Raw genomic sequence first — 15,581 nt, forward strand, 5'->3', positions numbered from 1 at the left:
GCTATACAAGACAAACTGGCGTCAAAAAGTACTGTAGAATGGTGTTGTAAGTGCATGAGTAATAATTTATAGTTCCCAAAACTGGGCAGGAGTTAGCACCATTTCAATTTTACTGACGGTTGCTAGAGGTTCACGGAGCCTGCTCTCTCCCCTCTTCTTTATAAATCTTGATAAAGATGCTGCAAAGGTAAGGCCATCGTCTTAAAAATTGCAACTTTTAAGTAAGAAACATCTTCCGGACTTTGTTACGCAACAGCATTAGTGCCCGATTGTTTTACAGGTTTGCACTAAACAAAGATGAACAGCCTTGCGCCACAGCCGTACGTACCTGCAACAACTATACACTATGGAGCAGATACCGAACTTACATATAGGTACATCCGGCTGGAGCTACCGCTGGATGGAAGTACTTTACCCACCCGAGCTAAAATCGGCGGACAGGCTTGCTTATTATGCTACGCACTTTAACTGTACTGAAATAAACAGCAGCTTTTACCACTTTACCATGGCCAAAACCGTGGAAAAATGGCTGGCCACCACACCTACTTATTTCAAATTCGCCCCCAAGCTAAACCAGGAAATAACCCACAAGCGCAAATTTGTTGATGTGGAAGCACCGCTGGATAAATTTATGGCAAGCTATAATCTGATGGGCGAACGCCTGGGGCCGGTACTGGTACAAATTGCAGGCAGTTTCCGGTTCGACAGGCCAACGGCAGAAGATTTTTACAGGTTGCTGCGCGATAAATACCCTGAGCAGCCATTTGCCCTGGAAGCCCGCCATGTGTCGTGGTTTACTGATGAGTCGGTGGAGTTACTGCGCGATTATGACATTACCACCGTTATTGCCAGCGCCGGGAAGCGCTTCCCGGGCACCGAAGTTACCACGACCGATATTGCCTACCTGCGCCTGCACGGCGATGAAAGAATGTATTCCTCTGCTTACTCCGACGAAAAACTGGAACGCTACGCCTATATGGTAAAAGATTGGCTGGAGGATGAAAAACAGGTCTGGGTATTCTTTAATAATACCATTTTAGGTAACGCCGTGCTCGATGCCCGTAAACTATACGACATGGTCAAAAATCTGTAGTTAACTTCTGAGAAAAGTAACTTCCCGGGTTGCAGTAACATCTAACGTATAACGTAAAAGCCTTTGGAACACCATGCATATATAAACGCGTAAACAGTGAAGTGATAACAACTTATGAAGATCCCGAAAGGTAAAATTGTAGCTATTGGCGGCAACGAAGATAAAGGAACCTTGCCAGTGCGGGTAAAAGCAAATCAGTTCAAGCAACAACACCAGTTCGACCATGGCATTTTGAAACGGATACATGATGAACTGCATGGCCTTGGCACGCGCATAGAAGTGGTAACTACAGCAACATCAACTCCTGAAGTTGCAGGTAAGATTTATACAGATGCGTTTTTAATGCTGGGTTGCGATAACGTCGGCGTTTTACCAATACAATGCCCTCAAGATGCCAACCGGCCCGATTACCTGGAACGCCTAATGCACACAGATGCGGTCATGTTTACGGGAGGAGATCAGCAGCGCATTACCGCTGCGTTTCAGGGTTCGGAAGCACTGAACATTATCAAAACGCGTTACCTGCACGAAGACAAATTCCTGATATCGGGTACCAGCGCCGGCGCCATGGCTTTGTCGGGAATAATGATAAATGGGTATGTCGAAACCACGCCACTACTCAAAGGCATGGTAGAACTCACCTCCGGACTGGATATACTGGATAAGATCATCATTGACACCCACTTTGTAAACCGACGGCGCATACCCCGCCTGGTAGAGGCAATCGCCAGCAACCCTACCCATATCGGCATCGGCCTCGGCGAAGACACCGGAATCCTGATAACAGGAAACGACTTTATAGAAACCATCGGTTCCGGACTTGTAATTGTTATTGACGGTCGAAAACTGGTGGCGAATAACTATGAATCCATAGGAACAGGTGAGGCACTCTGCGTCGAGAATCTGATCATGCATATCCTGCCCAGGGGCAGATCGTACCATATTACTTCCGGTAAATTTGTTTAAGTGAAAATTGCCGTCTTCGGGAACACTTCAGGGTAATCTAGTGTGGGGAGAGTCTTCTGTAGTTGAGTTTTAAATTTATAGTTGCTGGATTAACCTGCCCTAAATTACCTTACCCCAGCCCTCTCCTAAAAACAGGAGAGGGAGTTTTTGTTATAGCTAATGGCTACAGTTTTATAGTTCGTATTGCTGGCGCGGGTTTGCAACCCGTGTCTTATTATGGTGTTGAGTTTGTAACTCAACTGGCCCGGCAGGCATTGTCTGAATCAGGATTTACAGGATTAACGGATTTTCAGGATTGGATTTTTACTGCTATAGTTTTATAGTTATGGTTTTATAGCTGGAGTTTTAACCCACCCCTGCCCCTCCCAAGAGGGGAATTTCTGTTGTTGTTATAGTTGACTTATAGTGTTTTAGTTGCGGTTTGTCATCCACTTGCCCCTTCAAAGGGGGACAAATCTGCAACTTCTCTAATTTGAGCTACAATTCTATAGTTACAGCCTACGAGCAGGACAGGTTTACCTGTCCCTATAAAACTATAGCCACGATCAATCTCGAAGCGAGCAGGTTCAAGCTATAAATAAAAGCAACTATGCGAAACGTATCAGTCTTTGGGTTGAGCGCCTTTGATTTATTGCGGTGCCGCCAGGCAGCCCGAGGCACGAGGGAAGCAAGAAAGCAGCAGCGCGATGCCCGAAGACGGGGCCTCCTGGCCGTGAGGGCACCAAAGCCAACTATAGAACAGTAGGTGAGTAAAGCTCCCAGGATTGATAGTGATTTGGAAGGAAGGCTTGGTTGGAGTGAGTAAGCCTCCCGAACTATAAGCCGAGATAGATTTCTCTCTGCGATCGAAATGACAAAAGAGAGGAACTATAGAACATATAAAGTCCTTCGGCTGGAGCTTGAAACACCCTGAGTAAAGCAACATCTAAAATTTTACCATCTTACCCTCACAGACAAATGAGTTCTTAAAAAAATAGATTATCTTGAACAGAATTATCTATCCTTTTTATGTCTGTAAAAACTGAACCTATGATGTCTCAGGAGTTAGAGAAACGTAATGATTTCCGTGCCATCCTGATCATTGGAGTCCTTTTCTTTATTTTCGGCTCCGTTACCTGGCTCAACTCGGTGCTCATCCCCTATCTCAAGATAGCCTGCGAACTCACCAACTTCGAATCGTATTTCGTGACATTTGCCTTTTATATCTCTTACCTGGTGATGGCCATTCCGTCGGCGTGGGTGTTAAAAGTTACAGGTTTTAAAAAGGGTATGGCTGCCGGTCTGGCTGTAATGGCACTTGGTGCGCTGATTTTTATTCCCGCCGCGCTCAACAGAACGTACTCCCTTTTCCTGATCGGCTTATTTGTGCAGGGGACAGGACTTGCCTTGTTACAGACAGCCTCCAACCCATACATTACCATCCTGGGCCCTGCCGAAAGTGCGGCCAAACGCATCAGTATCATGGGTATCTGCAGCAAAGTAGGCGGTATTCTGGCACCGATTGCGTTAGGTTTTATCGTTTTCTCTGATCCCGAAGCGCTGGATGCCCTGGTAAAACAGCTCGGTAGCATGGACCCGATCCAGAAAGCACTGGAACTGGATGCAGTTGCTCACCGTGTGATAACACCTTATGTCATTGTGGCTTCTGCCCTCGCGGTATTAGCTGTACTGGTGCTGCTTTCGTCGTTGCCTGAAGTGGATACCGACCAGGAAGATGAAGCCGTAGCTACTGCCAACACTTCAAAAACAAGCATTTTACAGTTCCCGCACCTGCTGCTGGGCGTACTGGCCATTTTCCTGTATGTAGGCGTAGAGGTTCTCTCTGTTGATACCATTATCAGTTATGGTGTGGAGCAGGGCTTTTCGCTGGAAGATGCCAAGTTCTTCTTCTCCTTTACGCTAGGAGCTATGCTGGTTGGTTACCTTATCGGCATCGTTACCATCCCTAAAATTTTGAAGCAGGACGTTGCCCTGCAGATTTCAGCGGTGCTGGGTGTGGTTTTCTCTATTGCCGCGATATTAACTGATGGTTACGTTTCGGTGTTATTTATTGCATTGCTAGGACTGGCTAACTCGTTGATGTGGCCTGCCATTTGGCCGCTGGCTATTGCCGGGTTGGGCCGTTTTACCAAAATCGGTTCGTCGCTCCTGATAATGGGTATTGCCGGTGGCGCTATTATTCCGCTGGTGTATGGCCGCCTTACCGATATGGCTAATGCGCAGCAGGCTTACTGGATCATGGTGCCATGTTACTTGTTCATCTGGTTCTTCTCTACCAAAGGCCACAGAATCAGAAAGTAATATCAACTACCCTAACAGAAAATCCCGCCTGAACTATAGTTTGCGCGGGATTTTCTGTTAGATCAAACTATAGTTTAACTTTAAAACTATACCCTATAAAACGATGAACATCAACATTCCCGGTCTCCGCAACTCAGGGCCTGACCACTGGCAAAGCATCTGGGAAGCAAATTACCCTGACCAGTTTTACCGCATCGAACAGGCAAACTGGCAACAACCCGATTGCCAGCAATGGACGACACAACTGGAAAAGGAACTTAAAAACTTTAACCTGGAAGACGTGATTCTGATTGGCCATAGTGTAGGCTGCGCAACTATAGTTAACTGGCACCACCGGTTTAGCAAACGTATAAAAGGCGCTCTGCTGGTAGCTCCCAGCGATGTGGATGATCCAAACTACCCAAAATATATTACAGGTTTTAGTCCGTTGCCGCTCCAAAAATTACCCTTCCCGAGTATAGTTGTAGCCAGCACCAACGACCATGTGGTAGCTTATGAGCGGGCAAAATACTTTGCTGCCTGCTGGGGAAGTGAGTTGGTAACGCTACAAAACGCCGGCCACATAGAAGCTAAATCAGGTTATGGCAACTGGCAGGCCGGGCTTGGACTGGTCAGTAAATTAAGCGGAGAAACTATATTTGCCTAACTATAGAAGCTGCAGTTGCTCGCCTTTGTAATGCTTTATCGGTGTAAAAGAATTGGTAATGGTGTAGATCGGGGTTTCCTGGTAACGGGAAGCTACAACAACCTCGGTACCGGCAGCATTTAACCGGAAAAGGTTCTGCACCAGCATTGGGTTATTGTTGTCTTTAGACAAATGCGACAACAGCAGGTGACTCATGAACGACGGCTTATGTTCCATAAAAAGCGAAAGTGCCTGTTCGTTTGATAAGTGTCCGTGATTACTGCGGATGCGTTGTTTCAGGTGATACGGGTAGCGTCCTTTGTCCAGCAGGCCGTCATCGTAGTTGGCTTCTAAAAAGGCGGCGTGGCACATACCAAAATGCTTGATCACGTGTTCGCAGGGGGCACCTATATCTGTAAAAACGCCGATATTGATATCCTGGTAATTCACTATAAAACTATGCGGATCGGAAGCATCGTGCCATTTCGGAAACGCAGTTATAGTTAACTCACCAATTTTCACAGGCTCATAGGCCATGAAAGGAATGGCGGTAAATCGCTCCTGGCTTAAACGGCCGTGGTACTGAGTATCTGGTGTAATATAAACCGGAATCTCGTACTTGCGGGCTATGACAGATACGCCGCGTATGTGATCGGAGTGCTCGTGGGAAATAAAGATAGCCTTCACTTTGCGCATAGAAAGGCCAAGGCGCTTCATGCGTCGTTCGGTTTCCAGGCACGAAATACCGGCATCTACCAGCACCGCTTCGCGCTCGTTTCCGATGTAATAACAGTTACCGTTACTTCCTGAATTTAATGATGTGATCTGCAATTGCATATGCTGCAAAGAAAGGGTAATTTATAGTTTATACCAACCAGGGGTAAATAGAAAACTACAAAATTGCGACCTTAATTCCATGCGCGGCAACTTTAACCAACCGCACCTATAGTTGTAGCTGATTATCAGGATTAAAACTATAGTTTACAAGCGTTTGAAGTACACTTTAAAAGTAGAGCCTTTGCCTGGCTCGCTGTCGAGCTCTATGCGTCCGCCTGCGTTTTCGAGGATGCGCTTTACAATATAGAGCCCTATTCCGGAACCCTCCACGTGGTCGTGCAGGCGTTTAAACATCCCAAATATTTTACTTTCATCGGCAGGGTTTAAGCCTAAGCCGTTATCAGCCACGCAAAGTACCGTAAAGTCCGGATTGGCCTCTATCGTAATATTTATCAGCGGCTTGCGGTCCGGCGAACTATATTTCAGAGCGTTGCTTAACAGGTTGTAAATTATACTGCGCGCATTCTTGGCCGAAAACTCCACCACGGCGTTCTCATTAACCTGTACATCTATAGTTGCCTCTTTTTCCCTGATCAGCCTTTCAAAATCCAGTTTAACATCTTCTACTATATCTTTCAGACTTAATTTAACTACGTCTTCGGTACTGTCGCGCTGTATTTTGGCAACTTCGGTAAGATCGGCTATGGCCCGCTTAAACCTGTCGACAGAATTCTGGATAAGGTTTAGCACGCGTGGTATCTCGGTTTCGGACTGCATCACTTCTGCTGGCAGGTACTCAACAAGTGCCCGCATTAACCCTTCGATGTTAGAGATCGGGGCTTTCAGGTCGTGCGAGGCAGAGTATACAAAGTTGTCGAGATCGGCATTTATGCCCAGCAGTTCCCGGTTCATTTCTTCTATCCTTCTGCGGTCTTCTACCTGCTCATTTATGTCAATGGCTACGGCAATAATACCTGTAATTTGCCCTGCCGGATTACGCAGCGGGTGGTACACAAAATTCAGGTACACTTCTTCCAGTTTGCCATCCCGGTCAAATGATACAGGGAGCTCGTTCGCTACAAAAGGTACGCCTGTGTTATATACACCATCCAGCAGTTCTATAATGCCTTGGTCTGCCACTTCAGGCAGTGCCTCTAAAACTGTTCTGCCAAGTACCTCTTCTTGTCTGCGCCCCCAGATCTCACAAATATTGGTATTAGCCAGGTCTATAATATGTTCAGGGCCACGAAGTATGGTTATAGCAACAGGTGCCTGCTGAAAAATTTCTTTCAGGTATTCCTGCTGCCGTAAATTTTCTTCACGTGCCTGCACACTTGTAATAAAAGTGGCAAACTGCCCTATCATTAACTGATGAAAGCCAATATAATCTGCGTCGTATTTAAGGCTGGCACTGATACCGGAAATGCACAGCCCGATTATCTCGTCCTGGCCTGGTCTGAAGATAGGAAGCACAACAGCTTTTGCCGGAACTGAAAACCCAGGCACTATGGCCATAGTTTGGTTATCGGTTAAATGGTCTATCAATACAGGTTGCCGGGTATTTAGTAAGGCGTGAAGCGGCGAGTTGTTGGCGTTACTGTTTAATTCTAAAAATTCGGGCGCTGCATCAGCTGTTATATCTCCTGCTTTTCCAACCAGCCGGCATTCCGTCCCCTCTGCATTAAACAGGTATATCAGGTTAAACGGAATATCGCGGAAGTTACGGCTTAGTATTTCGCTAGCAGTCTGGCAGGCTTGTTCCAGGGTTTGTATGTGCGCAGTAGCGTCCGAAATATCTTTCATGGTACGGAGGCGGCGCTGGTTAAGCACAGTTTTGGTTACTTCGGTGCAGGCACAAAAAACACCATTCACCTCCCCCTGGTCGTCAAACGCAGGACTATAAGAAAACGTCCAGTAGGTTTCTTCCGGAAATCCTTTGCGCTCCAGCACCAGGTATAGTTCTTCAGCATAAAACTGGCTGCCGGTCTTTAAGATATCTTCCGCAACTACCCCAACAGTGTCCCATATCTCGGCCCACATAACGTGTGCGCTCGACCCAAGGGCTTTCGGATGTTTGTTACCCAAAGCCGGCAGGTATGCATCGTTATGGAACATATACAGTTCCTTGCCCCACCATAAAAACATCGGGAAGGCAGAGTTCAGCAGGATCCTGACGGTGGTCTTCAGCGTTTCGGGCCAGCCCTCAGGTTTCCCCAGCGGATGATTATCCCAGTCGTATGCCCGCATCAGAGCTCCCATTTCTCCACCACCCTGTAAAAATGCAGGCATAATATTCGTATTCTGAATCGTTTCTGAAGGCATTAAGTCTTTATCTTTGATCACCAGGAAAAGGGTAGAAATGGTAAGGGACTGCTCTAAGAGTTACCATAACGTACAGAAGCGGTTGTAAGTTAAGCTAAAAACACAGGATGTATTATTTTATCCCGGCAGATACTATAGTTTACACCCATTAATGCCGTTTAGCAACTGTACAGCAATATAAACCATTTTGGTAACTCTAAATTACTTTAAAAAAAAAGTAACTCCCGATAACTTTATAACTATAGTTTACACCTTACCCAGTTCCTGTTTATAGTTGGTACCGATACGCGGCAGGCCCAACGTTGCGCTTGTCCAGTCTCTTACTTCGTACAGCAGTTCTGCGTTCTGGGCCAGCGACTGGTTATAAGACGGAATCATCTGCTTTAGCTTTGCCTGCCACTCAGGTGATGCCACCTGCTCCGGGAAACAACGCTTTATAAGCTCCAGCATGATGGATACGGCGGTTGATGCGCCAGGCGAAGCGCCCAGCAATGCAGCCAGCGAACCATCGGAGGCACTTACCATCTCAGTACCAAACTCGAGTACGCCCCCACCTTCAGGTCCTTTTTTAATAACCTGCACCCGTTGTCCGGCTACTTCCAGTTTCCAGTCCTCCTCTTTGGCATCCGGGTAATACTCGCGCAGTGCAGCCAGCCTGTCTTCGGGCTCCTGCCTTACCTGGTTTATAAGGTATTGGGTAAGCGGTATGTTTTTTAAGCCTGCCGATATCATAGGTCGCAAATTATCAGGCCTGATGGATAAAGCCAGGTCCAGGAAAGAGCCTTTTTTAAGGAATTTGGTTGAAAAACCGGCATAAGGCCCGAACAGTAATTCTTTTTTCCCATTAATAAAACGGCTATCCAGGTGAGGCACCGACATGGGCGGCGAACCAACCGAGGCTTTGCCATAAACTTTGGCCTTGTGGCGCTCAATAATATCAGGGTTAACACAACGCAGCCACTGCCCGCTCACCGGGAAACCGCCATAACCATCGCCTTCCGGTATATCAGATTTTAAAAGTAAAGGCAATGATCCACCTCCTGCACCTATAAATAAGAACTTTGTATATACTTTCCGCTTATCGCCTGTTGCCAGGTCTTTTACTTTAATGCGCCAGTACCCATTGCTGGTTTTCTTAATATTCCGTACCTCATGCCCGAAATACTGCTTTACCTCTCCATCTCTGCCTAAGCGCTCCAGCATGCGGCGGGTTAGCGCGCCAAAATTCACATCCGTACCAATCTCCATGCGCGTGGCAGCCACTTTCTCATTCGGGTCGCGGTCTTCCATTACCAGTGGCATCCACTCCTTTAGCTGCTGCGGGTTTTCGGAGTATTGCATGCCTTTAAACAGGTGGCACTCAGTCAGGGCATCGTAGCGCTTTTTCAGGAACTCCACATTTTTATCGCCCCACACAAAGCTGATATGCGGAATACTATTGATGAAGAAATCAGGAAGCTTCACCTGGTTCTTTTCGATTAGGTACGACCAGAACTGCTTGGATATTTCAAACGATTCCGCAATTTTCACAGCTTTGGAAATATCTATAGTTCCGTCAGGGCGCTCAGGCGTATAGTTTAACTCGCAGAAGGCAGAATGCCCGGTTCCGGCATTGTTCCAGGCATCAGAGCTTTCGGCGGCAGCTACATCCAGCCGCTCATACACTTCTATTTTAATACCTGGTTCCAGTTCTTTCAGCAGCGTGCCCAGCGTGGCGCTCATTATGCCGGCACCAATAAGTATCACATCAGGGTTATCTGCAAGGTTTGTCTTATTGCTATTCATAGTTCTCTGGTTTCTTAAACATTCCTGCAGTAGCAGGTCAGCTTTAAAGGATTACGGGAAACGAATGTTTTTAACTATACTTACAGGTAACTGCCAGGTTGCATTAGCTTTGTTCTGATCCAATAGCTGTTGTCCAGAGGAGTTACCACCCTTTAAGGTTAAGGCAGTTGTTAAAAAGTTGCGCTTACAACTATAGGAGGCTATAAAACCCAGCCATAATACAAGTGTAACCTGCCAATTGGCCGGGGGTGCTTATATCAGGAACTATAACCGCGTTTTTATGATTATGTATACCATAAAGCAGCTAATAATGAGTTCTTTATAAACTCCGGGAGGCATTTAGGTTAGTTTACCTTTATTAAAGCTATACTAAAACGTTTGCTTGGGAGTTAAAGAGGGAAATCCGTAAAATAAGTTTAGTCCATATTTAAATTTTTATTGCGCGTTATAGCACTTTCTTTTATGTTTACTCTGGTATAGCATCCAGACATTAATCAAATTACCATGAAATCAACCTTTTTATCTTTCATTTTAGTTGTAATGTTCACAGCTGTACAGGCCCAGAGCCCGGCTCCGCAGAAAGCAAAACCAGCTAAAAATTCATTATCAAGCCAGTTCGATAACCTTAAAGAAAATGCCAACTCGTACAACGAGAAAGGCCAGCAGTACAAGGTAGTGAATGTAAAAACGCTGAATAACTTTTATAACAGCGTAAACGATAGCCTGCATGTAATTGGTAAAAAACTGGCCGATGCCCGCGCAGGCGCCGACAAAGAACTGATTGATGCCCGTGCTAGTGTAGAAGCCCAGGAAAAACAGCTGAAAGCCCTGACCGAAGAAACTGCCCGCAAAGAACTGGAAGTACAGAAAAGCCAGCACCTGATCAATAACATCTCGTTTTTCGGGATTGATATGGGCAAGCAGTTTTACGTGATCCTGAATTCTGTAATTATAGTTGCCCTGTTACTGATACTGGCCATAGTGATGATGCAGTATAAGAGCAGCAAGAGCACCACTACAGAAAAAGTAAAAGCCTTTAACGACATCGACAACGAGTTTAACGAATACAAAAAAGCAGCTCGCGAACGTGAACTGAAGTTAAAACGTGAAATGCAGACGGAGTTTAACCGCGCCGAAGAGCTTAGCCAGCAACTGGCAGCCCTTCAGAAAAAGCAGCACGTTTAGATAATAAACTAACAGAACTATAAAAACCGCTCCGGAACTATACCGGAGCGGTTTTTTGCTTTTAAACTATAGCCTGGCCGGCAGTAACTATCAACGCTTTGTAAAAATTAATTGAAACCTTTTTGCCATAATACATGTATATACATTAAATGTTAGTACATTAGCACAACAATACGTACTTACTATTTATATATTTATTAAAACTAGAAAGATAATTATGGCAACTACAAAATGGGTAATCGACCCGACACACAGTGAAGTTCAGTTTAAGGTAAAACACCTGATGATCACAACAGTAACAGGTTACTTTAAGTCTTTTAACCTTGAAGTTGAGACCGAAGACGAAGATTTTAAAAAAGCATCCCGCATTGAGTTTACCGCAGATGTTGACTCTATCAGCACAAACAACGAGCAGCGCGATACGCACCTTAAGTCGGATGACTTTTTTAATGCGGAACAGCACAAGCAACTGCGCTTTGTAGGTAAAACCTTCGAAGGATCAGGTGATGAATATAAACTGCACGGCGACCTGACTATCAGAGATATTACCAAACCGATAACCCTGAACGTAGAATATGGTGGTATTGTAGTTGACCCGTATGGCCAGACAAAAGCTGGTTTTACAGTAGACGGTAAAGTAAACCGCAAAGAATTTAACCTTACCTGGGATGCAGTAACTGAAGCCGGCCAGGTGGTGGTAAGCAACGAAATAAAGCTCCACTGTGAAGTGCAGCTAGTAAAACAAGCATAATTTCTTTTCCTGTTTTATAAATGGCAAGCCGCTCAGACTCAGGTCCGGGTGGCTTGCTGTTTTTATAGTTTGTCTGACCCTGTATTTTTGGAATTATTGGATTACCAGGGTTCGTAAACATGCAAAACCTCGCCACCTACTTATATTACAGGCAGCTTTCGTTAGGCTGATTAAGTATAAAACTATAGTTTAGTACACCAAACTATAGCACTTATGGCCATACCCCTCTCCGACCACTACTATACGCAACGGGCACTGCACCAACTCCACGACTGGCAACGCCTGATGCAGCGTGAGCCTACCTTCCTAAACAGCCTGGCCCGCAAAGCGCAACACAAAATAAACAGCTATATACCCGACAAGGTACACAATGCTATAACCGCCGCTATAAAACAAATGACCCGTGCCACCCTGTTCGGTGCCGGCCTGATAACAAAAGTGCCCATAGCAGCTCATAATTTACAACTACAGGAAGGGCTGGTAGAGGGCCGCATAAAATTCTACAGAAACGCCGCCGCCGCCGAAGGTGGCGTAACCGGTGCGGGTGGCATTTTGCTAGGTCTCGCTGATTTTCCGTTGCTGTTCGGGCTTAAAATGAAGCTGCTGTTCGAAATTGCGGCCTTGTATGGCTACGATGCTTCTGATTACAAAGAGCGCGTATACCTGTTACACATCTTTCAGCTGGCCTTTAGCAGCCACGAGCACCGCCGCGATGTATACCGCCAGATGGTAGACTGGGAAACGCAGAAACAACACCTCCCCGACGATATAAACGAATTTAACTGGCGCAGCTTTCAGCAGGAGTACCGCGATTACATTGACCTGGCTAAAATGGCGCAACTTATACCCATTATCGGAGCGCCAGTGGGCGCAGTAGTAAACTATAGGCTACTCCGGAAACTAGGCCAGACCGCCATGAACGCTTACCGCATGCGCTGGCAAGAAGCCGGCAAACTATAGTTTGTGACATTGGTAAATAAGGAAGTAACATTTTCCAGCAGTTAGCAATCTTAATTCATCAGTAACTTATGCCTAAAAAAGCAATCATATTAGATTTAGACAATACCATTTACCCTGTTGCATCAATCGGGAATGAGCTGTTTCATCCGTTGTTTAAAATGATCGAGCAAAGTGGCGAGTATACCGGTGATATAGAGGAGATAAAGAAAGCCATTATGCGAACGCCTTTTCAAAAAGTGGCATCAGCCCATAACTTTAGCGATACATTAACGGAGCAGGGAATAGAATTACTGACCGGACTAACCTGTACCATGGAGATGGCGCCGTTTGAAGATTATGATGAGGTAAGAGCGATCCCCTGTAAGAAGTTTTTAGTTACTACAGGCTTTACCAGAATGCAGCAAAGTAAAGTTGAACAGTTGAATATTGCCAGAGATTTTGAGGAGGTTCACATCGTAGATCCCCGGTTATCAAACCAGACCAAGAAAAGCGTATTTAAGGATATCATAGACAGACATAATTTAGAGCCCACCGATGTGCTGGTTGTAGGAGACGACCCCCATTCTGAAATTAAGGCAGCTTTGGAATTAGGAATCGAAGCCGTGTTATATGATAAATTAAATTTTAACCCTGCCACAACTACCCTCTCCAGAATAACTGATTTCAAGCAACTACACGACTTTATTTAGAAGTTGATAAACAAATCCAGCCCTGAAAATCTTATTACAAGATCATTAACCTATAATTAAAGACAGCACCTCTAACAACTATAATATGATGCATTGTCACCTGATTTGCATGCGCAGAAATATTTCAGAATTTTGGTTCTGTAAATTATGAACTAACGAAACTATACTATACCTTTGCACTGTTATCAACCTGTAACTGATAATTATTATGACATTAAGCGATAAACAACTGGAGCTGATTGAGGAGTTTGGTGTATACCAGGAAAACAATGGTTTTCAGCCGGCTGTGGCGCGTGTTATGGGCATATTGTTGGTTTCTGACAAGCCCGAGCTTACGTTCGAGGAGATTTCGGAGACGTTGAACATCAGTAAAAGTGCTACCAGCAACGCCCTGAATATGTTGCTTAACACAGGCCATATCGAGTACACTAAGTTCCACGGCGATAGAAAACGCTACTTCCGAATCAAGTCTTCTAACTGGCGCGACACCTTTAACAAGAAGATGGAAGACTTAGGTGAGCTGAACAACATACTTAAGCGCGTACTGGAAGTCAGAAAACGTGATAACCCGGTTTACGACGAGAAACTACTGTACTTCATCAGCTTTCTGGATTACCTGAAAGGCCAGTTGCCGAACCTGATCGAGCAGTGGGAAAAGCAAAACCTGAATCAAAACGCATAATTTTTTTATCCAGCTGGTTCTTCAATTTCAGAACCAACTATCAATATATAAACAAAAAGAACTATAAACGTGAATATCAAACACTTATTTGCAGGATTAGTACTCTGCTTTGCCACGCCGGCTTTCGCACAAAACCAACCGGGTGTCAAAGAACTGAACCTACAGCAGGCCATTAACTATGCCCTGGAAAATAACGAATCTGTTAAGAAGGCATCTCTGGATGAGATGGGCTCTAAGTACCAGGTAAACGAAGCGCGCAGTGCAGGTTTGCCTCAGGTAGATGTGAAAGGCTCTGCCGTGAGAACACTTGAAAAGTCTATGATCGCACTTCCTGCCGACTTCAACCCGGAAGGTACCGGTCCGCTTATCAAGCCAATGGGTACAGACAACACCGTGCAGGCTGGTTTATCGGTAACGCAGTTGCTGTTCAGTAAATCATATTTTGTTGGTCTGAAAGCAGCTAAAAGTGCCGAAGACCTGTACCGTATCCGCAAGGAAATGGCCAGTGAAGATGTGATCTATAACGTGGGCAGCGCTTATTACCAGGTGTTGCAGACAAAAGAACAGTTCAACAGCATCAACGCCAACCTGAACATGCTTACCCAGTTGGAGAAGATCCTGACGCTTCAGTATAAAAATGACCTGGTGAAGAAAGTGGATGTGAGCCGCATTAAGGTAAACAAGAGTAACCTCGAGAACCAGAAAGAGAACCTGCAGACGGCTTACGCACAGCAGCTGAATGTGCTGAAATTCTTTATGGGCATGCCACTGGAAGAGCAGATCTCGTTGTCGGGTTCTGCAGATGATGTATTACTGGATGAGCAGCCAACTTTAGCCGGCCTGGATGAAGTAGCGACAGAGCGTGCCCAGTTCAAGATTCTGAACAAGCAGAAAGAACTGAAAACGCTGGAGGTTGAAAACATCAGGGCAGGTTATTATCCTTCGCTGGCAGCCTTTGGTAACTATAACTACCAGTCGCAGTACGATGGCCGCATGATCAGCAACCCGGATGCGATGTGGTTCCCGAACTCACAGGTAGGCCTGCAGCTTAACATCCCGATCTTTGATGGCTTGCGCAAGAAGAGCCAGGTACAACAGCGCGAAATAGAGCTGAATAAAATGGACCTGGATATACAGCAATACAACAAGAACACACAGGTAGAAGTGAGCAACGCCGTGAGCCAGTTGGGCAACAGCCAGAACAACATAGATGCCCAGGAGCGCAACGTGAAGCTGGCCCAGGAAGTGTACGACACCACCAACCAACTATACAAGGAAGGCCTGGCACCGCTTAGCGATCTGCTGAATGCTGAAACCGCCCTGCGCGAAGCCCAGACGAACCTGAACAACGAAAGACTTAAATACCAGATTGCCCAGCTGAGCTATCTGAAAGCCAAAGGAAACCTCGAATCACTATCAAACTAAGACATACACCAAATACTAAA

15 protein-coding genes and 1 riboswitch are annotated in these 15,581 nt (G+C 45.6%); of the genes, 12 read left to right on the forward strand and 3 right to left on the reverse strand.

The window, feature by feature from the left end:
• Window positions 1–63: 63 nt before the first annotated feature.
• Window positions 64–167: riboswitch (SAM riboswitch) on the reverse strand.
• Window positions 168–346: 179 nt separating this feature from the next.
• From KYK27_RS00080 to KYK27_RS00105, 6 genes are all read left to right on the forward strand, one after another.
• Entirely contained in the window at window positions 347–1,093 is a 747-nt protein-coding gene (locus KYK27_RS00080; protein WP_199108048.1) for a DUF72 domain-containing protein, read from the forward strand.
• A 114-nt stretch (window positions 1,094–1,207) separates the two neighbouring features.
• Window positions 1,208–2,059: a cyanophycinase gene (locus KYK27_RS00085; protein WP_199108049.1), complete on the forward strand. Its 852-nt coding sequence runs from the start codon at window positions 1,208–1,210 to the stop codon at window positions 2,057–2,059.
• Window positions 2,060–2,121: 62 nt separating this feature from the next.
• Window positions 2,122–2,382 carry a hypothetical protein gene (locus tag KYK27_RS00090; RefSeq protein ID WP_199108050.1) on the forward strand — a complete coding sequence of 87 codons (261 nt, stop codon included), beginning with the start codon at window positions 2,122–2,124 and terminating at the stop codon, window positions 2,380–2,382.
• Between the two features lie 266 nt (window positions 2,383–2,648).
• The gene (locus KYK27_RS00095; protein ID WP_199108051.1) at window positions 2,649–2,804 is read left to right on the forward strand and encodes a hypothetical protein; all 156 of its coding nucleotides are present in this window, start codon (window positions 2,649–2,651) and stop codon (window positions 2,802–2,804) included.
• 284 nt (window positions 2,805–3,088) lie between these two features.
• Complete coding sequence (locus tag KYK27_RS00100; RefSeq protein WP_233150187.1) at window positions 3,089–4,360, forward strand: sugar MFS transporter; 1,272 nt, start codon at window positions 3,089–3,091, stop codon at window positions 4,358–4,360.
• Between the two features lie 103 nt (window positions 4,361–4,463).
• On the forward strand, window positions 4,464–5,006 hold the full coding sequence (locus KYK27_RS00105) for an RBBP9/YdeN family alpha/beta hydrolase (RefSeq protein WP_199108053.1): 543 nt from the start codon (window positions 4,464–4,466) through the stop codon (window positions 5,004–5,006).
• Here the strand turns inward: KYK27_RS00105 and KYK27_RS00110 are convergent, their stop codons facing one another.
• The 3 genes from KYK27_RS00110 to KYK27_RS00120 all read right to left on the reverse strand — a co-directional run bounded on the left by KYK27_RS00110 (window position 5,007) and on the right by KYK27_RS00120 (window position 9,869).
• Window positions 5,007–5,822 carry an MBL fold metallo-hydrolase gene (locus KYK27_RS00110; RefSeq protein ID WP_199108054.1) on the reverse strand — a complete coding sequence of 272 codons (816 nt, stop codon included), beginning with the start codon at window positions 5,820–5,822 and terminating at the stop codon, window positions 5,007–5,009.
• Between the two features lie 144 nt (window positions 5,823–5,966).
• Window positions 5,967–8,105: a sensor histidine kinase gene (locus tag KYK27_RS00115; protein ID WP_317195868.1), complete on the reverse strand. Its 2,139-nt coding sequence runs from the start codon at window positions 8,103–8,105 to the stop codon at window positions 5,967–5,969.
• 225 nt (window positions 8,106–8,330) lie between these two features.
• Window positions 8,331–9,869: a malate:quinone oxidoreductase gene (locus KYK27_RS00120; RefSeq protein WP_199108055.1), complete on the reverse strand. Its 1,539-nt coding sequence runs from the start codon at window positions 9,867–9,869 to the stop codon at window positions 8,331–8,333.
• Window positions 9,870–10,373: 504 nt separating this feature from the next.
• Between KYK27_RS00120 and KYK27_RS00125 the strand changes: the two genes are divergently transcribed.
• From KYK27_RS00125 to KYK27_RS00150, 6 genes are all read left to right on the forward strand, one after another.
• On the forward strand, window positions 10,374–11,054 hold the full coding sequence (locus KYK27_RS00125; protein WP_199108056.1) for a hypothetical protein: 681 nt from the start codon (window positions 10,374–10,376) through the stop codon (window positions 11,052–11,054).
• A 217-nt stretch (window positions 11,055–11,271) separates the two neighbouring features.
• On the forward strand, window positions 11,272–11,805 hold the full coding sequence (locus tag KYK27_RS00130; RefSeq protein ID WP_199108057.1) for a YceI family protein: 534 nt from the start codon (window positions 11,272–11,274) through the stop codon (window positions 11,803–11,805).
• Window positions 11,806–12,018: 213 nt separating this feature from the next.
• A complete protein-coding gene (locus KYK27_RS00135; RefSeq protein ID WP_199108058.1) occupies window positions 12,019–12,765 on the forward strand; it encodes an EcsC family protein in 747 nt (248 codons plus the stop codon).
• Window positions 12,766–12,833: 68 nt separating this feature from the next.
• Window positions 12,834–13,454 (forward strand): HAD family hydrolase, encoded by a 621-nt coding sequence (locus tag KYK27_RS00140; protein ID WP_199108059.1) that lies wholly within the window; start codon window positions 12,834–12,836, stop codon window positions 13,452–13,454.
• A 208-nt stretch (window positions 13,455–13,662) separates the two neighbouring features.
• Complete coding sequence (locus KYK27_RS00145) at window positions 13,663–14,136, forward strand: GbsR/MarR family transcriptional regulator (protein WP_199108060.1); 474 nt, start codon at window positions 13,663–13,665, stop codon at window positions 14,134–14,136.
• 69 nt (window positions 14,137–14,205) lie between these two features.
• Window positions 14,206–15,561: a TolC family protein gene (locus KYK27_RS00150; RefSeq protein WP_317195869.1), complete on the forward strand. Its 1,356-nt coding sequence runs from the start codon at window positions 14,206–14,208 to the stop codon at window positions 15,559–15,561.
• Window positions 15,562–15,581: the final 20 nt, after the last annotated feature.

It is taken from the genome of Pontibacter populi (assembly GCF_019336435.1).
Classification (GTDB): domain Bacteria; phylum Bacteroidota; class Bacteroidia; order Cytophagales; family Hymenobacteraceae; genus Pontibacter; species Pontibacter humidus.

Bases quoted from the DNA above. Each gene is read 5' to 3' on its own strand.
- KYK27_RS00080 (WP_199108048.1), top strand. From the start codon at position 347: ATGGAGCAGATACCGAACTTACATATAGGTACATCCGGCTGGAGCTAC.
- KYK27_RS00085 (WP_199108049.1), top strand. From the start codon at position 1,208: ATGAAGATCCCGAAAGGTAAAATTGTAGCTATTGGCGGCAACGAAGAT.
- KYK27_RS00095 (WP_199108051.1), top strand. From the start codon at position 2,649: ATGCGAAACGTATCAGTCTTTGGGTTGAGCGCCTTTGATTTATTGCGG.
- KYK27_RS00100 (WP_233150187.1), top strand. From the start codon at position 3,089: ATGATGTCTCAGGAGTTAGAGAAACGTAATGATTTCCGTGCCATCCTG.
- KYK27_RS00105 (WP_199108053.1), top strand. From the start codon at position 4,464: ATGAACATCAACATTCCCGGTCTCCGCAACTCAGGGCCTGACCACTGG.
- KYK27_RS00110 (WP_199108054.1), bottom strand. From the start codon at position 5,822: ATGCAATTGCAGATCACATCATTAAATTCAGGAAGTAACGGTAACTGT.
- KYK27_RS00120 (WP_199108055.1), bottom strand. From the start codon at position 9,869: ATGAATAGCAATAAGACAAACCTTGCAGATAACCCTGATGTGATACTT.
- KYK27_RS00125 (WP_199108056.1), top strand. From the start codon at position 10,374: ATGAAATCAACCTTTTTATCTTTCATTTTAGTTGTAATGTTCACAGCT.
- KYK27_RS00130 (WP_199108057.1), top strand. From the start codon at position 11,272: ATGGCAACTACAAAATGGGTAATCGACCCGACACACAGTGAAGTTCAG.
- KYK27_RS00135 (WP_199108058.1), top strand. From the start codon at position 12,019: ATGGCCATACCCCTCTCCGACCACTACTATACGCAACGGGCACTGCAC.
- KYK27_RS00140 (WP_199108059.1), top strand. From the start codon at position 12,834: ATGCCTAAAAAAGCAATCATATTAGATTTAGACAATACCATTTACCCT.
- KYK27_RS00145 (WP_199108060.1), top strand. From the start codon at position 13,663: ATGACATTAAGCGATAAACAACTGGAGCTGATTGAGGAGTTTGGTGTA.